Genomic DNA, 21,094 nt, shown 5'->3' on the forward strand with positions numbered 1-21,094 from the left:
GGGCAAGGGTTCATAGAACAACGCATCCCCTGTAGGAGCTGCCGAAGGCTGCGATCTATTGATCTTGCTTTCAAAGATCAAGATCAAAAGATCGCAGCCTTCGGCAGCTCCTACAGGGTCGGTGTCAGGTTTGAGTTTTGTGTGTTAGCCCCCCGGTTTTCTGTGGGGGGGTTTGGGGGGGCCGTTGGCCCTTGACTGTTGGTTCAAACATGGAGAGATCGGGATGGTTTTTTCGTCCAACGTATTCCTGTTTTTGTTCTTGCCGATCTTTCTCGGCTTGTACTACCTGAGCGGGCAACGCTATCGCAATTTACTGCTGCTGATTGCCAGCTACGTGTTCTACGCCTGGTGGCGTGTGGACTTTTTGGCGCTGTTCGCTGCGGTCACACTGTGGAACTACTGGATCGGCCTGAAAGTCGGTGCCGCAGGCGTGCGGACCAAACCGGCGCAGCGCTGGCTGCTGCTCGGCGTGGCTGTCGACCTGTGCATCCTCGGCTACTTCAAGTACGCCAACTTCGGTGTCGACAGCATCAACGCGATGATGACGTCGGTGGGCCTTGAGCCGTTCATCCTGACCCACGTGCTGCTGCCGATCGGTATCTCGTTCTACATCTTCGAGTCCATCAGCTACATCATCGACGTCTACCGTGGTGACACGCCGGCGACCCGCAACCTGATCGACTTCGCGGCGTTCGTGGCGATCTTCCCGCACCTGATCGCCGGGCCCGTGCTGCGTTTCCGCGACCTGGCCGACCAGTTCAACAACCGCACCCACACCCTCGATAAATTCTCCGAGGGCTGCACCCGGTTCATGCAAGGTTTCATCAAGAAGGTCTTCATCGCCGACACCCTGGCGGTGGTGGCCGACCATTGCTTCGCCCTGCAAAACCCGACCACGGGCGATGCTTGGCTCGGTGCGCTGGCCTACACCGCGCAGTTGTATTTCGACTTCTCCGGTTACAGCGACATGGCCATCGGCCTGGGCTTGATGATGGGTTTCCGCTTCATGGAAAACTTCAAGCAGCCGTACATCAGCCAGTCGATCACCGAGTTCTGGCGCCGCTGGCACATCAGCCTGTCGACCTGGTTGCGTGACTATCTGTACATCACGCTGGGCGGTAACCGTAAAGGCACGCTGATGACCTATCGCAACCTGTTCCTGACCATGCTGCTCGGTGGTCTGTGGCACGGCGCGAACATCACCTACATCGTCTGGGGTGCGTGGCACGGCATGTGGCTGGCGATTGAAAAGGCCCTGGGCCTGAACACCTCGCCGCGCAGCATCAACCCGATCCGCTGGGCGCTGACCTTCCTGCTCGTTGTCATGGGCTGGGTGATTTTCCGTGCCGAGAACCTGCACGTTGCCGGTCGCATGTACGGCGCGATGTTCAGCTTCGGCGACTGGTCGTTGTCGGAACTCAACGAGGCCAACCTCACCGGCCTGCAAGTGGCGACGCTGATCGTGGCTTACATGACCCTGGCGTTCTTCGGCATCCGCGACTTCTACAGCAATCAGCCGCCCGCCAAGACCAAGCCTGCGGTGAACGTCGACAACGACGGCCCGGCCGCGACCGAACCAGGCCTGATCAAAGCTGCACCCGGCGATAACCCGACGAGCATCCACCAGCCTGGCTACACCGTCGGCGTCGATGCCCAGGTGCAACCGGCCTACTGGACCGCTGACTGGTCGCGCTATGTGATGCGTGCCCTGGTGCTGCTGCTGTTCATCGCCTCGATTCTCAAACTCTCGGCGCAAAGCTTCTCGCCGTTCCTTTACTTCCAGTTCTGAGGGATCTGACCATGACCCGCTCATTACGCATCTTCTACATCGCCCTGTTCCTGGTGACGCTGCTCGCCTTGGGCGTGTGGTCGGTTCGCAGCTTCATGGGCTTCAGCACCAACGCCGATGCGACGGTGCTCAACGGCCGCTGGACCAAGGCTGTGGAAACCCACTACGACGACGAATTCCCGATCAAGCGCCTGGGCACCAACCTCTGGGCCGCGCTGGATTTCAAACTGTTCAACGAAGGTCGTCCGGGCGTGGTGCTCGGTCGTGACCAGTGGTTGTACAGCGACGAAGAATTCCACCCGACCGTCAACGAAGAGCTGAACCTGCAAGGCAACTACGCGCTGGTCGAAGGCGTGCGCCAGACCCTTAAAGAGAAAGGCGTGAAACTGGTGATGGCCGTGGTGCCCGCCAAAGTGCGCCTGTATCCGGAGCATCTGGGTGAAGTGAAACCGGCCAGCATTCACGCCAACCTTTACCAGGACTTCCACAAGCGTCTGGCTGCCGATCGCATCCTCGCCCCTGACCTGCTCGGCCCGCTGCAACAGGCCAAGCAGAACGGCCAGCAAGTGTTCCTGCGCACCGACACCCACTGGACGCCGCAAGGTGCCGAGATCGCGGCCAACCGTTTGGCCAAGACCATTGCCGACAAGTACCCGCTGAGCGGCGAGCCACAGCGCTTTGTGACCGAACCTGCGGAAACCATCACCCACAAGGGCGACCTGCGTCTGTTCCTGCCACTGGATCCGCTGTTCGAAAACCTGATGCCCAAGCAGGAACCGTTGCAGAAGCGCAATACGGTTGCCGCTGGTGATCAACCTGCCGGTGACGACGCGTTGTTCGCCAACACCGAAGTGCCGGTGGCCCTGATCGGCACCAGCTACAGCGCCAACCCGAACTGGAACTTCGTCGGTGCGCTGAAACAAGCGCTGAACAGCGACGTGGTCAATTACGCCGAAGATGGCCACGGCCCGATTCTGCCGATGCTCAGCTACCTCAAAAGCGACGCTTTCAAGAACAGCCCGCCACAGGTGCTGATCTGGGAGTTTCCTGAACGATATCTGCCTGTGAACAACGAAATCGGCGACGCCGACCCGCAGTGGGTCGCAGAGCTTAAACAAGCCGGCGCCCGCCAACAAAACGTAGCCGCAAACACTAAATCCGAGACGCCCGACCGGGCGCAAAACTGAAAGAGAGGTACACCATGACTTTCACTACAACTCCTCGTCGTCTCGCCAAAACCTTTGCACTGGTTGCCGGCATGAGCGCGCTTTCCATGCAGGCCTTCGCCGGGGGCGATGCCGCCCTCTACGGCCCGACCGCACCGAAAGGCTCATCCTTCGTTCGTATCTACAACGCCAGCAACGCCGAAGTCAGCGCCACCGTCGGCAGCACCAACCTGAGCGACGTCGCGCCACTGTCGAGCAGTGACTTCAGCTTCATGCCGGGCGGCGACTACAGCGCCAAGGTCGGCAGCCAGACGCTGCCGGTGAAACTGGCCGGCGATCACTATTACACCTTGGTCAACAACGCCAGCGGCGCGCCGCAACTGATCGAAGAACCACCGTTCAAGAACAAGCAGAAATCCCTGGTGCGCGTGCAGAACCTCAGCGACAAGCCGCTGACCCTGAAAACCGCCGACGGCAAGACCGATGTGGTACCGAACGTTGCGCCTAAAGGTCGTGGCGAACGTGAAATCAACCCGGTGAAAGTCAGCCTCGCGCTATACGATGGCACAACGAAAGTCGGCGACGTGAAACCGGTCGCCCTGGAACGCGGTGAAGCGGCCGTGCTGTACGTCACCGGTAACGGCAGCAGCCTGTCGCCGGTCTGGGTGAAACGCCCGGTCTCGACGCGCTAATTAATTTCCCGAACTGCCCCGGCTCTCTGTGGGAGCCGGCCTGCCGGCGATGCAGGCCACTCGGTTTTACGCTGTACCGAGGTGATGCCATCGCTAGCAGGCTAGCTCCCACAAAGGCCTAACCAAACGATTTTCAAGGAGTAACAACATGATTCCGGTGATCTTGTCAGGTGGTAGTGGCTCACGTCTTTGGCCGCTTTCGCGTAAGCAGTTTCCTAAACAGTTCCTGGCCCTGACCGGCGAGCACACGCTGTTCCAGCAAACCCTGGAGCGCCTGGTGTTCGAAGGCATGGACACGCCGATCGTGGTCTGCAACAAGGACCACCGTTTCATCGTCAACGAGCAGTTGGCCGCCCGCAAACTCGAAACCCAGCGCATCCTGATGGAACCGTTCGGTCGCAACACTGCGCCGGCCGTGGCCCTGACCGCGATGATGCTGGTCAATGAAGGTCGCGATGAACTGATGCTGGTGCTGCCGGCCGACCACGTCCTGGAAGACCAGAAAGCCCTGCAACGCGCCCTGGCCCTGGCCACCGTTGCCGCCGAAAACGGTGAAATGGTGCTGTTCGGCGTGCCGGCCACCAAACCGGAAACCGGCTACGGCTACATCAAATCGACCAACGATTCGCTGCTGCCCGAAGGCGTCAGTCGCGTCTCGCACTTTGTCGAAAAACCGGACGTGAAGCGCGCCACCGAGTACGTGCAATCCGGTGGTTACTTCTGGAACAGCGGCATGTTCCTGTTCCGCGCCAGCCGCTTCCTCGAAGAGCTGAAAAAGCACGACCCGGACATCTACGACACCTGCCTGCTGACCCTCGAACGCAGCCAGCAGGATCCCGACACCATCACCTTCGACGAAGCCACTTTCGCCTGCTGCCCGGACAATTCCATCGACTACTCGGTGATGGAAAAAACCCAACGCGCCTGCGTCGTGCCACTGACCGCCGGCTGGAGCGATGTCGGTTGCTGGTCGTCGCTGTGGGAAGTGAATGAAAAAGACGCCAACGGCAACGTCACCAAAGGCGACGTGGTCATTCAGGACAGCAAAAACTGCATGATCCACGGCAACGGCAAACTGGTGTCGGTGATCGGCCTGGAAAACATCGTCGTGGTCGAAACCAAGGACGCCATGATGATCGCGCACAAGGATAAGGTCCAAGGCGTGAAGCAGATGGTCAACACCCTTAACGAACAGGGCCGCACTGAAACCCAGAACCACTGCGAAGTCTATCGTCCGTGGGGTTCCTACGACTCGGTGGACATGGGCGGCCGTTTCCAGGTCAAGCACATCTCGGTCAAACCGGGCGCATGCCTGTCGCTGCAAATGCACCACCACCGCGCCGAGCACTGGATCGTGGTCAGCGGCACCGCTGAGGTGACCTGCGACGAGAACGTGTTCCTGCTGACCGAGAACCAGTCGACCTACATTCCGATTGCCTCGGTGCATCGCCTGCGTAATCCGGGGAAGATTCCGTTGGAGATCATCGAAGTTCAATCGGGCAGCTACCTGGGTGAAGACGATATCGAGCGGTTTGAAGACATCTACGGTCGTTCGACCCCGATCGAGCGTGGCGTGTCGGTGAAAACCATCGCGCAGTAAGCCTCTGTAAGCCTTAAGCCCCCGCCCAGCTCGTTGCGTCCCCTATCCGCAGCGGGTTGGCCGGGGGCTTTTTTTCAAGCAAGAGCAAAAGATCGCAGCCTTCGGCAGCTCCTACAGGAAACCGTATTCCCCTGTAGGAGCTGCCGAAGGCTGCGATCTTTTGACTTTGTTCTTCCCATCGCCAACCCCACCCACGCTTCGGTAGGATGGTCCTCTCTATTCCCGAGGTTGGTGCGACATGTTCATCGGCATCCTGCTGGTCATTACCTGGCTGATCCTGTTACTGCGCTATCCAGCCAAAGCCCTGCCCGTGTCCATGGCGGCCGCCGTGGGGCTGGGCATGGTCGCCACCTGGGTGATCTGGATGGACCACCGCGAACTCAAGCAGCTACAACGCCTGGAATTGCGCATCAGCTACGCGCCGCAACACTGCCCTGCCGACCGGCCACTGCAATTGACCATGAACAACGGCAACGACGTACCATTGACCGAACTGCGCTGGCGCGTCGCCGCTTATGCGCCGGGCGACACGGTCAATCTGGCCGACAATCAGTACACCGCCCCGCGCTATCGTGGCCCCGGCGAATTGCAGGCCGGCGGCAACTGGGAAGACTGTTTGCCGCTACCGCCACTGCGACCTGGCTACCGCCCGGAAACCCTGGAGTTTCGCGCCGAGCGATTGCAGGGTAGTTTTTCCGACTGAGCCCTCTCCCCATTTTTTGCACAAGGAATGCGCCATGCCCGTTGCGTTGATTACCGGTTGTTCCAGCGGCATTGGCCGCGCCCTGGCCGATGCGTTCAAGGCTGCCGGCTACGAGGTCTGGGCCAGTGCGCGCAAGCCTGAAGACGTTGCCGCACTGACCAGCGCCGGTTTTATTGCGGTGCAACTGGACGTCAATGACGGTGTGGCTCTGGAGCAGCTGAGCAGTCGCATCAATCAGGAACGCGGTGGCCTCGATGTGCTGATCAACAACGCCGGATATGGCGCCATGGGGCCGCTGCTCGATGGCGGTGTTCCGGCTATCCAACGCCAGTTCGAAACCAATGTATTCGCCATCGTTGGCGTGACTCGCGCGATGTTTCCGGTGCTGCGCCGAACCAGAGGGCTGGTGGTCAACATCGGCAGTGTGTCCGGTGTGTTGGTCACGCCGTTCGCCGGTGCTTACTGCGCCTCAAAAGCCGCTGTGCATGCCTTGAGCGATGCCTTGCGCATGGAACTGGCGCCATTTGGCGTGCGGGTCATGGAGGTTCAGCCGGGGGCCATCGCGTCCAGTTTTGCCAAGAATGCCGGACACGAAGCCGAGCAGTTGATCAGCGAGCAATCGCCGTGGTTTCCGCTGCGCGAAGGCATTCGTGCACGGGCGAAGGCGTCCCAGGACAATCCGACGCCGGCCAGTGAATTTGCCGCCGGATTGCTCAAGGCGGTGCAGCAGGCCAAACCGCCACGGCTGATCCGCCTGGGCAATGGCAGCCGCGCGTTGCCGTTGCTTGCCGGATTGTTGCCCAAGGGGTTGCTGGAATCGGGATTGATGAAGCGGTTCGGGTTGCGTGGGCACCTCTGAGACCGAGTCGACGCCTTCGCGGGCAAGCCCGCTCCCACATTTGAAATGCGTTCCCCTGTGGGAGCGGGCTTGCCCGCGAAGGCGCCAGAACAGACTCCACAGAATTCAAGGAATCAAACATGACCGACTACACCGAATACTTCGACGAAGTGATCCAGGCCCACGTCGCCATCGAACAATGGCTGGCCGAGGAACGCGACGCGGCTGAACTCGAACAACTGCTGACGCGTTTCTCCCCACAGTTTTCCATGGTCTCGCCCTTGGGCCGAGTGCTGGATTTTGCAGCGCTGAGCGAACTGTTCCTGCTGGCGGGCGGCAAGAAGCTTGGCTTTCGCATCGAGCTCAGCGAGTTGCGTGGCATTGCGCTTCACGAGGGCGGCGCGACCGTGAGTTATCGCGAGCAACAGACCGATGCAACCGGCCTGCATTCGGATCGCCGCTCTACAGTGGTGTTCGAAAAACAGGTGGATGGCCGCGTGATCTGGCGGCATTTGCAGGAAACCTTCTGCAAAGAGTGAACCCGCCCTTTGTAGCAGCTGCCGAGCCCGCGAGGCTGCGTTCGAGGACGCAGTCCTCGCAAAACTCTATTTTCCTGTACAAACACTTCGGCGACTGCTGCGCAGCCGAACGCAGCCTCGCAAGCTCGGCAGCTGCTACAGAGCTTGCTTCACCACCACCGTACAAGTAATCCCCGCCGCCAACAGCACCCCCTCCGGCACTTCATCAATGTGAATCCGCACCGGCACCCGTTGCGCCAGGCGTACCCAGTTGAAGGTCGGGTTCACATCGGCGATCAGCTCGCGACTTTCCGGGTTGTCGCGGTCGTAGATGCCGCGTGAAATGCTTTCCACATGCCCCTTGAGCACTTCGCCGCTCATCAGTTGCATATCAGCCTGATCACCGACACGCACGTGGGGCAGTTTGGTTTCTTCGAAGAAGCCGTAGACCCAGAACGAGTTCATGTCGACCACGGCCATTTTCGCTTCGCCGATGCGCGCGTAATCGCCGCGATGCACATTGAGGTTGGTCACGTAGCCGTCCACTGCCGCACGCACTTCGGTGCGTTTGAGGTTGAGTTCGGCGGCTTCCAGTTGTGCTTGTGCCTGTTGGTAGTCGGCCAGGGCCGAGTCAGCAAGATTGCTCGCGTCGTCGCGGTTTTCCCGGGAGATCACCAGGTTGTCCATGTCGGCACGACGATGAGCGTTGACCTTGCGCATCTCCCAACCGGCCTTGCGCGAGGCCACCAGCGACTGCGCCTGTTTGACCGCGAGCCGGTAGTGCTCAGGGTCGATCTGCATCAGCAAATCGCCTTTCTTCACCAACTGGTTATCGCGCACCGGCACGTTCACCACTTCGCCGGTAACGTCGGCGGCGACGTTGATGATGTCGGCACGCACCCGGCCGTCGCGCGTCCACGGGGTTTGCATGTAATGCACCCACAGGGTTCGGCCGATCCATATCGCAAGGGCCAGCACCAGCAAGGTTGCGAGCAGGCTGAAAAGCTTTTTCATCAGGGCATTCTCAGTGGTAGACAGTCAGCGCCATCGCGCCGAACAGACAGGTAAACAAACTCAGGCGCAGCAACGCCGGGTGCCAGAAAAAACGGTACAGGTCGAACCCGGACAGGAACCGGTCCAGCGCCCAGGCCACCACCGCTGCAATCAGGAACATCAGGGTCATGGTCGGCATGTACACGCCGTGGAAGGCGATTTCACGAGGCATGTTCAAGTCCTTCAGGCTTGGCGGTTGTGTGGGCGGCAAGCGGCGATTGCGGGTCGAGCAGCGACGTGCGGATGAAGTGCAGGTAGCTCTTCACCCGGCGCAACGCCGAGGTATCGAAGTGCGGGGCGAAAGGCTCGTCGGTGGATTGCACGCGGCTGATCGCGTGGTCGACGGCAATCAGTGCACGTTCAAGGTTGCTGTGACTTGGTTGCAGAAACAGTCGCACCAGTGAGCGCCCCATCACGCGAATCGCCTGCCGCCACGGCTGGGATTCGGCGTACGCCGGATGCACCGGCAGAACCGCCTGCTCCTTGCGCAACTCGATGATCGCGTGCCCGACTTCCAGAACCACAAACATCCAGCGCAGCAGGTTGCGCTGCACCTGTGGCTGCCCCGCCGCGAAGCCGTAGGCCTGGTGCACCAGATCGCGGGTGCGGCTCTCGAAACTCGACGCCAACCCTTTGAGTTTGCCGCTGATCGCGTACACCACTTGGCCACGCAGGTCCTGTTCCAGTCGACGCCACAACCAGCGGCTATTGGGCGGCAGAATGATCGCCCCAGCCGCCGCGCACACCAGCATGCCGAGCACCATGGCGATGTAGTCGTTGATGAAGGTGTAAGGGTTGTAGACCGTGAGGTTGTCGGGCACCGAACCGGTGCTGAAGAAGATCAGCAAGCCCAGGCCGACACCGGCGTATTGTGGCCGCGAGGCCAGGAATGAGCCCAGTACGATGACCGGCGCGAGCATTACGCACAGCAACGGAAAACCGTCGATCCACGGGAAGATGAAGAACATCTCGACGAAGCCGATCACCGCGCCGAGCAACGTGCCACACGCCATCTGGAACGCCATGCGTTTGGGGTTCGGCGTAGCGGCGGACAGGCCCACAGTGGCGGCGGCGATCAGGGTCATGGTCGCCCCGCTCGGCCACGCCGTGGCCACCCAATAGCTGCCCAGTACCACGAGGATGAACGCAGCACGAATGCCCGACGCTGCCGACACCAGCCAGTTGGTCTGCGGGGTGAACGGCTCGTCCCAGCGCTCCCGCTCGTGACTGTGATCGGCCAGAGAAGCGTGAGTCTGTGCATAACTGTGCAAATCATCGACGAAGCGATAGAGCAGTTCGTACGCCGTGTGGAAATCCAGCAGTTCGTCGTCGCTCGGTTCACTCTCCTGAAAGATCGCCCGCAGGCTGCGCACCCGCGCCGGCAACCCGGCCTTGTAGGCGCTCAGCGCCGTGACCAGACGCGCCGCATCGGCGCTGGTCAGCGCACGCCCGCTGAAGCCGTCGAGTAATTCAGCAAGGTCTTGCAAACCCGGTTTGATCGCCGCCACGGCATGATCCGTGTCATTGCTGTGCAAGCGCTCGAGCAGTTGATGCAGCGCATTGAAACGCGTGGTGACGCCCATGAATTCGCTGTTCAGGCGGCTCAATCGCCCATTGCGTCGGCGCATGTGCGGGTCTTCGAACACAGTGACACTGCGCAGCCCTTCGAGCCCGACGGCCTCGGCAATGAAGCGCACGTTGCCGGCCTCAAAAGCCTCGCGTTGACTGCGGCCACGCAAGCCGTCTGTGACGAACAAGGCAAACACCCCGAAGCGCTGATACAGGGCGTTGCGCATGGCGGCGCTGGCGGTTTGCGGAAGGATCGCAGCGCTGATCAGGGTCGAGCAGAGAATCCCCAGGGAAATTTCCAGCACCCGCCAGACCGCCGCCATGAATGCGCCATCCGGGTGAGCCAAGGCAGGCAGCCCGACCATCGCCGCGGTGTAGCCGGCGAGCACAAACCCATAGGCGCGAAAATTGCGGCAGCGCGCCGCGCCGGCCGTGCAGATACCGACCCAAATCGCCAGTGAACCGAGAAACAGTTCAGTGTTCTGCGCAAACAGGGCAATCAGCGCCACCATCACCGTCGACCCGGCCAGGGTGCCGAGAAAACGATAAAAACTCTTAGCGAATACATGGCCGCTTTGCGGCTGCATGACGATGAACACGGTGATCATTGCGGTGCGCGGCTGCGGCAATTCCAGACGCATGGCCAGCCACAGCGTGAGAAACGCCGCGATCAGCACTTTGAAAATGTACACCCAGGTCACGCCATCACTGCGCGCCCAGTCAAAGAACCCTCGGCGCCATTCCAGGGAATACAGCCAGCGCAAGGGAGCGGGCAAGGGAGTCATTCAATCCTGCTCATCAAAATTCGATAAAAACCCGGAACCTGTGGGAGCCAGCCTGCTGGCTCCCACAGGGATTACATTCACCTCAGCAGAACCGGGGTTTTCGGAGGCTGGGTTTGTTCGGCTTTCGGCACATCGTTGCCCGCCCCCAACCCACCGCCCAACGCCGTCACCAATTCCGCATGAGCACTCAATCGCGCCGCTTGAACCTGCTGTTGCACCTGCTGTTGTTTGAACAACAACGTCTGCGCGTTGAGCACGTTGAGGTAGTCGGTGAGCCCGCGTTGATAGGCGATCATCGCGATGTCGTAGGTCTGCTGCGCGGTGGCGACCGACTCGGCGGCGAAAGCCTGCTGCTTGTCCATCGACTCGCGGCGGATCAACTGATCAGAGATGTTTTTCAGCGCATTCACCAGAGTCTGGTTGTAGTGCGCCACCGCGATGTCATACCCCGCCGAAGCTTCACCCAGCTCCGCGCGCAAACGCCCGCCATCGAAGATCGGCAACGAAATCGCCGGGCCGACGCTGTAGTTGAGTTTCTTGCCGGTCAAAAACTCCTGCGCCCCGCCGCCGGTGGCCATGTAGCCGAGGCTGCCGACGAGGTCGACGTTCGGATAAAAACCGGCATGGGCGACATCGATGCCCCGCGCCTGCGCCGCCACTTGCCAGCGGCTGGCGACCACGTCCGGACGTTGGCCAAGCAATTGCGCCGGCAACGACGACGGCAGTTTCAGCGCGGCGGCCAATGACAATGTCGGGCGCTGCAACTGCGCGCCTTCGCCCGGCCCTTTGCCGACGAGCGCGGCCAATTGATTGCGGCTCAAGGCGATTTCTTCGTCCAGCGCATCGACCTGCCGATGGGTTTCCGGCAGCGGCGTTTCGGCCTGGCTGACTTCGAAATGGGTGCCGATGCCGCCGTTCAAACGCTTCTGCGCCAGCTCAAGAATTTGCTCTTGCTGCTTCAACGTCGCTTCGACAATGTCCCGCTGTGCGTAATGCAACGACAGTTCGATATAGACGCGCACGATGTTGTTCTGCAACTCGAGCTGGGCCTGACGCGCCTCGGCGACCGTCATGTGGGCCATGTCTACCGCACGCTCGGTGGCATTGCTCTCCCGGCCCCACAGGTCGAGGGCATAACTGAAACCCAGCGCAGCGTTGTTGTCCCAGGTGGTGCTGTTGGCCAAGTCACCGGGACCGTAGAACTGATCAGTGGGCCAGTTGTGCCGCTTGAGGGTCGACTCGCCGTTGATCTGCAATGACTCGGCCGCTTCGGCAACACCGGCCATCGACTTCGCTTGCCGAACCCGTGCGGCGGCCATGGCCATGGTCGGACTGCCTTGCAGCGCGAGTTCGATCCAGTGGTTCAGTTGCGGATCGCCGTAAGCCTGCCACCATTGTGCGGTGGGCCAGCGCGCATCCTGAGCAGCGCTCTGGATGGCTTCGTCGGTGGCCAGTGAATTGGCCTCCAGCGCCTTGCCCTGTGGGGCAATACCTCCGGTTCCGATGCAGCCGCTGATTGCCAGGGTTAAAGCCAAAACACTGAGCGGCGAAAGCGCTCTGCTGATGCGACGCGGCACTGCTGAAGATTCCTGAGATGGAGGGAATACCCTGTAGGAGCTGCCGCAGGCTGCGATCTTTTGATTTTTGTTTTCAAAAGCAAGATCAAAAGATCGCAGCCTGCGGCAGCTCCTACAAAGGATCGGCGCAATTCTATGGGGGGCCTTTGATGGCGATAAGCTGGGATTCCTGTGAATCTTTGTTACCGTTAACGAGATAATCCGTTTGTAGGGCTCACCGCCCCAGAAACTTCGTGTCACAATTTGCCATCGAACCCGAGAGCACCTCATGGACACTTTGCAAAACATGCGCGCCTTCAGTTACGTGGCCGAAGCCGGCAGCTTCACCGCCGCCGCCGTGCAACTGGACACCACCACGGCCAACGTCTCGCGCGCGGTCTCCAACCTGGAAGCCCACCTGCAAACCCGCCTGCTCAACCGAACGACCCGCCGCATCGCCCTGACCGAAGCCGGCAAGCGCTATTTGCTGCGCTGCGAGCAGATCCTGGCTTACGTCGAAGAAGCCGAAGCCGAGGCCAGCGACGCCCACGCACGCCCGGCCGGGCAACTGAAAGTGCACACCATGACCGGCATCGGCCAGCACTTCGTAATCGACGCCATCGCCCGCTATCGCAAGACCCACCCGGACGTGACCTTCGACCTGACCATGGCCAACCGCGTGCCGGACTTGCTCGACGAGGGCTACGACGTGTCCATCGTGCTGGCCAGCGAACTGCCCGACTCGGGCTTCGTTTCCCAACGCCTGGGCATCACCTACAGCATCGTTTGCGCCTCCCCGGCCTACGTCAAAGCCAACGGCTGCGCACAAAAACCCAGCGACCTGCTCAACCACGCCTGCCTGCGCCTGGTGAGCCCGGTCATCCCCTTGGAAAAATGGGCCTTCGACGGCCCTGATGGCCAGGAAATGGTCACCATCAACAGCTCACCGTTCCTGGTGAACTCCGCCGACGCGATGAAAACCGCGATCACCAGCGGCATGGGCGTTGGCGTCCTGCCGCTGTACGCAGCGATCGACGGCCTGCGCGACGGCACGCTGGTGCGCGTCATGCCCAACTACCGCTCGCAGGAACTCAACCTGTACGCGATCTACCCTTCGCGGCAGTACCTGGATGCGAAGATCAAGACCTGGGTGGAATATCTGCGCGGCTCGTTGCCGGAGTTGTTGGCCGCGCATCAGGCGGAATTGGCGGCGTATGAATTGAGTGGGAGTCTGGGAGGGGTTCGGGTGGCGAATTGATGTGCAAACCTGTGGGAGCGAACCGGGTATGTCTGCAAGAGATTGGTAGGCCGGCAGGCAGCCATCGCTGGCAAGCCAGCTCCCACAGGGGGATGGGTAATCCTGTCAGAGATTGATCGGCTATGAGGCCGCCATCGCTGGCAAGCCAGCTCCCACAGGGTAACGGCGTACACCTAAGCTTTTCACCACTCAACAGGCCGAGCGTTAGCTCGCCTGCCGCTTTTGATCTTGATCCACCCGCCCCCTCGGCAGGCTGAGTGGAGGTGTTTATCCGGGGGTGGGCGCGTAGCGCCGTGCGGCGCAGCCGCACACATCGAGAGGAGGTTGAAGCGAAGCCAACCGGAGGCGATGCCCCCGGATGAATGCCGGAACGAAGGAACACCGAGCCCTAGCGAGGGGCCGTACGTAAGGGGCGAGACCTTTTGGTTCCTTTTGGGGCGTTTGCCAAAAGGGACTCGCCGTAAGGGCGAAACCCTAAGCCGCCCTGACCGCAGCAACGGATATGTACCCAATCACCCCCCGCATGGTCGGCCCAGAGGCCGCCAAGGCCCAAACTGACAGCGCCGTCAGTTAGCCGTCACCTTCCCGACCCCCAAACAGGTTTATAAGGGGTGATACCCTTCAACCAAAAACCAGCCCTGGCGCCCCACTCGCATGCGAATCCAGCAAAAACCCGCCCTGCTTGTCGCCCTCCTGATCATCCTGGCAGCGCTGGGCGTGTGGTACGCCACCAAACCCGCCAAGGCAAAACTGACCACCTCCACCGCCATCCCCGTGCGCGTAGTCAGCGTCGCCGAAAAAGACGTCCCGCGCTTCGTCAGCGGCATCGGCTCGGTGCTCTCATTGCACAGCGTCGTGGTCCGCCCGCAAATCGATGGCATCCTCACCAAAATCATGGTCAAGGAAGGCCAACTGGTGAAAAAAGACGACCTGCTGGCCACCATCGATGGCCGCTCGATCCGCGCCAGCCTCGACCAGGCCCGGGCACAACTGGGCGAAAGCCAGGCACAACTGCAAGTGGCGCTGGTCAACCTCAAACGCTACAAAATACTCAGCGTCGACGACGGCGTCTCTAAACAGACCTACGACCAACAACAAGCACTGGTCAACCAACTCAAAGCCACCGCCCAAGGTAACCAGGCCTCAATCGACGCCGCGCAGGTGCAACTGTCCTACACGCAGATTCGCTCACCGGTCACCGGCCGCGTCGGCATTCGCACAGTGGATGAAGGCAACTTCCTGCGCATGACCGACGCCCAGGGCTTGTTCACCGTGACCCAGATCGACCCGATCGCCGTCGAGTTCTCCCTGCCGCAACAAATGCTGCCCACCCTGCAAGGCTTGATCAGCGACCCGCAACACGCCCAGGTAAAGGCCTACATCGGGGCCGACACCGACGGCGAAACCGGCAACCTGCTGGGCGAAGGCCATCTGACCCTGATCGACAACCAGATTAATGCCAATACCGGCACCATCCGCGCCAAGGCTGAATTCAACAACCCCGGGCAAAAGCTCTGGCCGGGCCTGCTGGTGACGGTAAAAATTCAGACAGCGCTGGATAAAGATGCATTGGTCGTACCGCCCAACGTCGTACAACGTGGCCTCGATCAACACTTCGTCTATCGCCTCAATGGCGACAAAGTCGAAACCGTGCCGGTGCAAATGGTCTATCAGGACAGCGGCCAGAACATCATCAAAGGCGTGCAGCCTGGGGATAAGTTGGTCAGCGACGGGCAGTCACGACTCAAACCCGGCTCGACGGTGCAGGTGCTGACCGACCCGCCGCAAGTGGTGCAATCGGAGCCGACACCATGAAGGGCCACGGTTCGGTTTCAGCCTGGTGCATCGATCACCCGGTGGCGACCATTCTCCTGACCTTTGCCTTGGTGCTGCTGGGCGCAATCGCCTTCCCCCGCCTGCCCATCGCGCCGCTGCCGGAAGCAGAATTCCCGACCATCCAGGTCGCCGCACAACTGCCCGGTGCCAGCCCGGAAACCATGGCGTCGTCGGTGGCCACGCCTCTGGAAGTGCAATTCAGCGCCATCCCCGGCGTGACCCAGATGACATCGAGCAGCGCCCTCGGCTCGACCAACCTGACCCTGCAATTCACCCTCGACAAGAGCATCGACACCGCTGCCCAGGAAGTCCAGGCCGCGATCAACACCGCCGCCGGCAAGCTGCCCAAGGACATGCCGAACCTGCCGACCTGGCGCAAGGTCAACCCGGCCGACAGCCCGGTGCTGATTCTCAGCGTCAATTCCTCGCTGATGCCCGGCCCGGAACTCAGCGACCTCACCGAAACCCTGTTGTCCCGTCAGCTCAGTCAGGTCGACGGTGTTGGACAGGTGGCGATTACCGGCCAGCAACGTCCGGCGATTCGCGTCCAGGTCTCGGCCGACAAACTGGCGGCCATCGGCTTGACCCTGGCCGACATCCGTCTGGCGATCCAGCAAACCAGCCTCAACCTGGCCAAAGGTGCGCTGTACGGCGAGTCGAGCATTTCAACGCTTTCGACCAATGATCAACTGTTCCACCCCGACGAATACAGCCAGTTGATCGTTTCCTACAAGGACGGCGCACCGGTTCACCTCAAGGATGTCGCCAAAGTCGTCAACGGTTCGGAAGATGCCTACGTGCAGGCCTGGGCGGGCTCGCAACCGGGCGTCAACCTGGTGATCTTCCGCCAGCCCGGCGCCAACATCGTTGAGACCGTGGATCGCATTCAGGCGGCGTTGCCGGCGCTGGAAGCGATGTTGCCGGCCTCGGTGGAGGTCAAGGTACTGATTGACCGCACCCAGACCATCCGCGCGTCGCTGCATGAAGTGGAAATCACCTTGCTGATCGCCGTCCTGCTGGTGGTGGCGGTGATGGCGTTGTTCCTGCGTCAACTGTCGGCCACGCTGATTGTGTCGGCGGTGCTCGGCGTGTCGCTGATCGCCAGTTTTGCCTTGATGTACGTGATGGGCTTCAGCCTCAACAACCTGACGCTGGTGGCGATCGTGGTGGCCGTGGGGTTTGTGGTCGACGATGCGATCGTGGTGGTGGAGAACATTCACCGCCACCTGGAGGCCGGCGACGGCATGCGCGAAGCGGCGATCAAAGGCGCCGGCGAGATCGGTTTTACCGTGGTGTCGATCAGCTTCTCGCTGGTGGCGGCGTTCATTCCGCTGCTGTTCATGGGCGGCGTGGTCGGGCGATTGTTCAAGGAGTTCGCCCTGACCGCCACCTCGACCATCATGATTTCGGTGGTGGTCTCGTTGACCTTGGCGCCCACCCTGGCCGCGCTATTCATGCGCGCACCGGTGCATAACGCCCACGCCAAACCGGGCTTCGGCGAGCGTCTGTTGGCGTGGTACGAAAAAGGCCTGCGCCGCGCCCTCGCCCATCAAAAAACCATGATCGGTGTGTTCGCGTTGTCGCTGGCCCTGGCCGTCGCCGGGTACATCTTCATTCCCAAAGGTTTCTTTCCGATCCAGGACACCGGCTTCGTTCTCGGCACCACGGAAGCAGCGGCTGACATTTCCTACGGCGACATGGTGAAAAAACACTTGGCGATGGCCGAAATCGTTGCCGCCGACCCCGCTGTCGAAACCTTCTCGCACTCGGTCGGCGTGTCCGGCAGCAACCAGACCATCGCCAACGGCCGATTCTGGATCACCCTGAAAAAGCGCGGCGACCGCGACGTCTCCGCCAGCCAGTTCATCGACCGGATCCGCCCGCAACTGATGAAAGTACCGGGCATCGTCTTGTACCTGCGTGCCGGGCAAGACATCAACCTCAGCTCCGGCCCGAGCCGCGCGCAGTACCAATATGTACTCAAGAGCAACGACGGTCCGACCCTCAGCACCTGGACCCAGCGCCTGACGGAAAAACTGCGCGCCAACCCGGCATTCCGTGACATTTCCAATGACCTGCAGCTGGGCGGCAGCATCACCCACATCAGCATCGACCGCAGCGCGGCGGCGCGCTTCGGCCTGACCGCCAGCGACGTCGACGAGGCGCTGTACGATGCGTTTGGTCAGCGGCAGATCAACGAATTCCAGACCCAGATCAACCAGTACAACGTGATCCTGGAACTGGACACCAAGCAACGCGGCAAGGCCGAAAGCCTCAACTATTTCTACCTGCGCTCGCCCCTGAGCGGTGAAATGGTGCCGTTGTCGGCGTTGGCCAAATTCGATGCGCCGACCATCGGCCCGCTGTCCATCGCCCACGACGGCATGTTCCCCGCCGCCAACCTCTCGTTCAACCTGGCGCCCGGCGTGGCGTTGGGCGATGCGGTGATCATGCTCAACCAGGCCAAGGTCGACATCGGCATGCCGGCGGCCATCAGCGGTAATTTCCAGGGCGCGGCGCAGGCGTTCCAGAGTTCGCTGGCCAGTCAGCCGTGGCTGATCCTGGCGGCGCTGGTGGCGGTGTACATCATTCTCGGCGTGCTCTACGAGAGCTTCGTGCATCCGCTGACGATCATTTCGACATTGCCATCGGCCGGCCTCGGTGCGGTGATCATGCTGTGGATCTGCGGCCAGGACTTTTCGATCATGGCGCTGATCGGACTGGTATTGCTGATCGGGATCGTAAAAAAGAACGGCATCCTGATGATCGACTTTGCCCTCGAAGCGCAGCGCAACGGTGGGTTGTCGCCGGAAGAGGCGATCTTCAAGGCCTGTATCACGCGGTTCCGGCCGATCATCATGACCACCCTCGCCGCCCTGCTCGGCGCCCTGCCGCTGATGCTCGGCTACGGCACCGGCGCCGAACTGCGCCAGCCGTTGGGGATCGCGGTAGTCGGTGGCTTGCTGGTGAGCCAGGCGCTGACGCTGTTCACCACGCCAGTCATATACTTATGGTTGGAGCGTTTATTTCATAGGCACACTCTCTCACCAGCGCCTCCGCCCACACCGGCGCTGGCGACCACAGACTGAGGCGGGGTCATGCGCGTTCTGATTATCGAAGACGAAGAAAAAACCGCGGACTATTTGCACCGCGGCCTGACGGAACAGGGTTACACCGTGGACCTGGCCCGCGATGGCGTGGAAGGCCTGCACATGTCGCTGGAAAGCGACTACGCGGTGATCGTCCTCGACGTGATGTTGCCCGGCCTGGATGGCTTCGGCGTGCTGCGCGCGTTGCGTGCGCGCAAGCAAACCCCGGTGATCATGCTCACCGCCCGCGAGCGTGTGGAAGATCGCATCAAGGGCCTGCGCGATGGCGCCGACGATTACCTGGGCAAACCGTTTTCTTTCCTTGAGCTGGTGGCGCGCCTGCAGGCGCTGACCCGTCGCAGCGGTGGCCATGAACCGGTGCAAGTGAGCATTGCCGACCTGTGGATAGATTTGATCAGCCGCAAGGCCACCCGCGCCGGCACACGGCTGGACCTGACCGCCAAGGAGTTTTCGCTGCTCAGCGTGCTGGCCCGGCGTCAGGGCGAAATCCTCTCGAAAACCGCCATTGCCGAAATGGTCTGGGACATCAATTTCGACAGTGACGCCAACGTCGTCGAAGTGGCGATCAAACGCCTGCGGGCCAAGCTCGACGGGCCGTTCGAAGAGAAACTGCTGCACACCATTCGCGGCATGGGTTATGTGCTGGAGAGCCGTGGTGTCCAGTAACTCGATTGCACTGCGTCTGAGCGGGATGTTCACGCTGGTGGCGCTGTTGGTGTTTTTGTTGATCGGTTGGGCGCTCTACCAACAGGTCGACAAGGGGCTCGGCTTGTTGCCCGAAGCCGAACTGGACGCGCGTTACAGCGTGCTCGAATCCACAGTCGGCCGCTACGGCACACCCGAGCATTGGGTGAAGATCAACAACAAGCTCAAGTTGCTCGGCGAAGAAGACAAGCGCATCAGTTTCTGGATCGTCAGCGGCGATCCGCGCTATGAATACGGCAACCCGACACCACAAATCCGCGCCTTTGCCGAAGGAGCGCTGGGCATGCGCGACATGCAACTGCCAGATCAGCCCTACCCACTAAAAGTGCTGGTCAGCCAGTTCCCGGCCAAGGATCAGCGCCCGCCGCTGCGCTTCATGATCGGCATCGACACCGAGACCTTTCACCAGACTCAACATCAACTGCTGATCGCCCTGATTGCACTGGCGATTATCGGCGTGCTGATGGCTTCGGCGCTGGGGTATTGGGTGGCACGGATTGGCCTCAAACCGTTGATCAAACTGTCCCATGAAGCCCAGCGGTTGGCGCCGCCGTTGCGCTCAGGGCGACTGCGCCTGTCGCCGCTGCCGCCGGAGCTGGATCAGTTCGTCAACGCGTTCAATTCCACACTGGAGCGGGTCGAACAGGCCTACTCGCGCCTGGAATCGTTCAACGCCGATGTCGCCCATGAACTGCGTTCACCGCTGACCAATCTCATTGGCCAGACCCAAGTGGCACTGACCCGTGGTCGCTCGGCAGAACATTACTTCGAGGTCCTGCAATCGAACCTCGAAGAGCTTGAGCGGCTGCGCTCGATCATCAATGACATGCTGTTCCTCGCCAGCGCCGATCAGGGCAGCAAGGCGACCAAGCTGACGTCGACGTCGCTGGCCGATGAAGTGGCAACGACCCTGGAGTATCTGGATTTCATTCTTGAGGACGCCCGGGTCGAGGTTCAGGTCAGCGGCGATGCCCTGGTGCGCATCGAGATCGCCCATCTGCGCCGGGCGTTGATCAACCTGTTGAGCAACGCGGTCCAGCACACCGAACCCGGGCAGGTGATTGAGGTGCGGATCGAAGCCGAGGCGCATCAGGTCAGCATCGGTGTTGCCAACCCCGGCTCGCCGATTGCCAGTGAACATCTGCCGCGCCTGTTCGAACGCTTCTACCGCGTCGACGCCTCACGCAGTAATAGCGGCAACAACCACGGGTTAGGGCTGGCGATCGTCAAGGCAATTGCGCTGATGCACGGCGGCGATGTGTTTGTGCGCAGTGACCATGGCATGAATACCTTCGGTATCCACATCCCCGTTTAACCCACCGGTCCCTGTAGCAGCTGCCGAAGGCTGCGTCCGGCTGCGCAGCAGTCGTGATAGCCGGCACCAGGATTTGTCAGGAAAACCGCGCTGACAGTATTTGCGACTGCTGCGCAGTCGAACGCAGGCTTCGCCAGCTGCTACAAGGTATCGCTATCGCCCACTGTTGCCCTTTACGCAACAGTCCTTTCATGAATCCGCTCTTTTTCCCATCGCCCGACATCCTTATCTTTGCCCGCACCAAACAGCACTTGCCAAGCAAGAAGGTTTTAAAGATGTCCAACAGTATGGGTATTGCCAGCGCTTTCGTTTTGTCCTCTTTGTTCCTGTCTCCGTTCGCCATGGCTGAAGAGTCGCAGGCCTTCGTCGCGCAAAACAGCGCACGTGCCGCTGCGTTCGAAGAGCAGCAGATCGAAATGACGGCCAAAACCCAGGAGGCCATCCAGACCCCGCAAGCATCCAGCAACCAGGCTCAAGCCCTGAAGGACAGCTGATTGCTGCGCACCGCTCCCGTTTCCCTCGACACTTTTCATCGGCTCTTCCCTTTGAAAAGTTGTCTTCAAAGCCGCTGCCATCAGCGGCTTTTTTTCGTCTGAAAGCA

At 60.9% G+C, this 21,094-nt stretch carries 17 protein-coding genes; 13 read left to right on the forward strand and 4 right to left on the reverse strand.

Features of this window, described 5'->3' with window-relative positions:
* Positions 1–223 precede the first annotated feature (223 nt).
* The 7 genes from KVG88_RS29200 (at position 224) to KVG88_RS29230 (ending at position 7,327) form a co-directional block, all read left to right on the forward strand.
* Positions 224–1,789, forward strand: coding sequence for an MBOAT family O-acyltransferase (locus tag KVG88_RS29200; RefSeq protein WP_217873439.1), 1,566 nt, complete (start codon positions 224–226; stop codon positions 1,787–1,789).
* 11 nt (positions 1,790–1,800) lie between these two features.
* The gene (locus KVG88_RS29205; protein ID WP_150702924.1) at positions 1,801–2,976 is read left to right on the forward strand and encodes an alginate O-acetyltransferase; all 1,176 of its coding nucleotides are present in this window, start codon (positions 1,801–1,803) and stop codon (positions 2,974–2,976) included.
* A 14-nt stretch (positions 2,977–2,990) separates the two neighbouring features.
* Entirely contained in the window at positions 2,991–3,647 is a 657-nt protein-coding gene (locus KVG88_RS29210; RefSeq protein ID WP_217873440.1) for an alginate O-acetyltransferase AlgF, read from the forward strand.
* 148 nt (positions 3,648–3,795) lie between these two features.
* The gene (locus tag KVG88_RS29215) at positions 3,796–5,247 is read left to right on the forward strand and encodes a mannose-1-phosphate guanylyltransferase/mannose-6-phosphate isomerase (protein ID WP_150702926.1); all 1,452 of its coding nucleotides are present in this window, start codon (positions 3,796–3,798) and stop codon (positions 5,245–5,247) included.
* A 238-nt stretch (positions 5,248–5,485) separates the two neighbouring features.
* Positions 5,486–5,950, forward strand: coding sequence for a multidrug transporter (locus KVG88_RS29220; protein ID WP_150702927.1), 465 nt, complete (start codon positions 5,486–5,488; stop codon positions 5,948–5,950).
* Between the two features lie 34 nt (positions 5,951–5,984).
* On the forward strand, positions 5,985–6,809 hold the full coding sequence (locus KVG88_RS29225) for an SDR family oxidoreductase (protein ID WP_217873441.1): 825 nt from the start codon (positions 5,985–5,987) through the stop codon (positions 6,807–6,809).
* Between the two features lie 119 nt (positions 6,810–6,928).
* Positions 6,929–7,327 carry a DUF4440 domain-containing protein gene (locus KVG88_RS29230; RefSeq protein WP_217873442.1) on the forward strand — a complete coding sequence of 133 codons (399 nt, stop codon included), beginning with the start codon at positions 6,929–6,931 and terminating at the stop codon, positions 7,325–7,327.
* 135 nt (positions 7,328–7,462) lie between these two features.
* Here the strand turns inward: KVG88_RS29230 and KVG88_RS29235 are convergent, their stop codons facing one another.
* The 4 genes from KVG88_RS29235 to KVG88_RS29250 form a co-directional block, all read right to left on the reverse strand.
* On the reverse strand, positions 7,463–8,320 hold the full coding sequence (locus KVG88_RS29235; protein WP_217873443.1) for an efflux RND transporter periplasmic adaptor subunit: 858 nt from the start codon (positions 8,318–8,320) through the stop codon (positions 7,463–7,465).
* A gap of 10 nt (positions 8,321–8,330) precedes the next feature.
* Positions 8,331–8,531 carry a DUF1656 domain-containing protein gene (locus tag KVG88_RS29240; RefSeq protein ID WP_150702932.1) on the reverse strand — a complete coding sequence of 67 codons (201 nt, stop codon included), beginning with the start codon at positions 8,529–8,531 and terminating at the stop codon, positions 8,331–8,333.
* Complete coding sequence (locus tag KVG88_RS29245) at positions 8,521–10,713, reverse strand: FUSC family protein (RefSeq protein ID WP_217873444.1); 2,193 nt, start codon at positions 10,711–10,713, stop codon at positions 8,521–8,523. The genes KVG88_RS29240 and KVG88_RS29245 overlap by 11 nt, the downstream gene beginning before the upstream one ends.
* Positions 10,714–10,790: 77 nt before the next feature.
* Complete coding sequence (locus tag KVG88_RS29250) at positions 10,791–12,290, reverse strand: efflux transporter outer membrane subunit (protein WP_217873445.1); 1,500 nt, start codon at positions 12,288–12,290, stop codon at positions 10,791–10,793.
* Between the two features lie 268 nt (positions 12,291–12,558).
* Between KVG88_RS29250 and KVG88_RS29255 the strand changes: the two genes are divergently transcribed.
* The 6 genes from KVG88_RS29255 (at position 12,559) to KVG88_RS29280 (ending at position 20,987) form a co-directional block, all read left to right on the forward strand.
* Positions 12,559–13,527 (forward strand): LysR family transcriptional regulator, encoded by a 969-nt coding sequence (locus KVG88_RS29255; RefSeq protein ID WP_150702935.1) that lies wholly within the window; start codon positions 12,559–12,561, stop codon positions 13,525–13,527.
* A 654-nt stretch (positions 13,528–14,181) separates the two neighbouring features.
* Positions 14,182–15,342: an efflux RND transporter periplasmic adaptor subunit gene (locus tag KVG88_RS29260; RefSeq protein ID WP_217873446.1), complete on the forward strand. Its 1,161-nt coding sequence runs from the start codon at positions 14,182–14,184 to the stop codon at positions 15,340–15,342.
* Positions 15,339–18,452, forward strand: coding sequence for a multidrug efflux RND transporter permease subunit (locus tag KVG88_RS29265; RefSeq protein ID WP_217873447.1), 3,114 nt, complete (start codon positions 15,339–15,341; stop codon positions 18,450–18,452). The genes KVG88_RS29260 and KVG88_RS29265 overlap by 4 nt, the downstream gene beginning before the upstream one ends.
* 9 nt (positions 18,453–18,461) lie before the next feature.
* A complete protein-coding gene (locus tag KVG88_RS29270) occupies positions 18,462–19,139 on the forward strand; it encodes a heavy metal response regulator transcription factor (RefSeq protein ID WP_217873448.1) in 678 nt (225 codons plus the stop codon).
* Entirely contained in the window at positions 19,129–20,493 is a 1,365-nt protein-coding gene (locus KVG88_RS29275; protein WP_150702939.1) for a heavy metal sensor histidine kinase, read from the forward strand. Before KVG88_RS29270 ends, KVG88_RS29275 begins: the two co-directional genes overlap by 11 nt.
* 275 nt (positions 20,494–20,768) lie before the next feature.
* Complete coding sequence (locus tag KVG88_RS29280) at positions 20,769–20,987, forward strand: hypothetical protein (protein WP_150702992.1); 219 nt, start codon at positions 20,769–20,771, stop codon at positions 20,985–20,987.
* The last annotated feature ends 107 nt before the right edge of the window (positions 20,988–21,094 follow it).

The sequence above is a fragment of the Pseudomonas azerbaijanoccidentalis genome (genome assembly GCF_019145495.1).
Lineage (GTDB): Bacteria > Pseudomonadota > Gammaproteobacteria > Pseudomonadales > Pseudomonadaceae > Aquipseudomonas > Aquipseudomonas azerbaijanoccidentalis.

Bases quoted from the DNA above. Each gene is read 5' to 3' on its own strand.
- KVG88_RS29200 (WP_217873439.1), top strand. From the start codon at position 224: ATGGTTTTTTCGTCCAACGTATTCCTGTTTTTGTTCTTGCCGATCTTT.
- KVG88_RS29205 (WP_150702924.1), top strand. From the start codon at position 1,801: ATGACCCGCTCATTACGCATCTTCTACATCGCCCTGTTCCTGGTGACG.
- KVG88_RS29210 (WP_217873440.1), top strand. From the start codon at position 2,991: ATGACTTTCACTACAACTCCTCGTCGTCTCGCCAAAACCTTTGCACTG.
- KVG88_RS29215 (WP_150702926.1), top strand. From the start codon at position 3,796: ATGATTCCGGTGATCTTGTCAGGTGGTAGTGGCTCACGTCTTTGGCCG.
- KVG88_RS29220 (WP_150702927.1), top strand. From the start codon at position 5,486: ATGTTCATCGGCATCCTGCTGGTCATTACCTGGCTGATCCTGTTACTG.
- KVG88_RS29225 (WP_217873441.1), top strand. From the start codon at position 5,985: ATGCCCGTTGCGTTGATTACCGGTTGTTCCAGCGGCATTGGCCGCGCC.
- KVG88_RS29230 (WP_217873442.1), top strand. From the start codon at position 6,929: ATGACCGACTACACCGAATACTTCGACGAAGTGATCCAGGCCCACGTC.
- KVG88_RS29235 (WP_217873443.1), bottom strand. From the start codon at position 8,320: ATGAAAAAGCTTTTCAGCCTGCTCGCAACCTTGCTGGTGCTGGCCCTT.
- KVG88_RS29240 (WP_150702932.1), bottom strand. From the start codon at position 8,531: ATGCCTCGTGAAATCGCCTTCCACGGCGTGTACATGCCGACCATGACC.
- KVG88_RS29245 (WP_217873444.1), bottom strand. From the start codon at position 10,713: ATGACTCCCTTGCCCGCTCCCTTGCGCTGGCTGTATTCCCTGGAATGG.
- KVG88_RS29255 (WP_150702935.1), top strand. From the start codon at position 12,559: ATGGACACTTTGCAAAACATGCGCGCCTTCAGTTACGTGGCCGAAGCC.
- KVG88_RS29260 (WP_217873446.1), top strand. From the start codon at position 14,182: ATGCGAATCCAGCAAAAACCCGCCCTGCTTGTCGCCCTCCTGATCATC.
- KVG88_RS29265 (WP_217873447.1), top strand. From the start codon at position 15,339: ATGAAGGGCCACGGTTCGGTTTCAGCCTGGTGCATCGATCACCCGGTG.
- KVG88_RS29270 (WP_217873448.1), top strand. From the start codon at position 18,462: ATGCGCGTTCTGATTATCGAAGACGAAGAAAAAACCGCGGACTATTTG.
- KVG88_RS29280 (WP_150702992.1), top strand. From the start codon at position 20,769: ATGTCCAACAGTATGGGTATTGCCAGCGCTTTCGTTTTGTCCTCTTTG.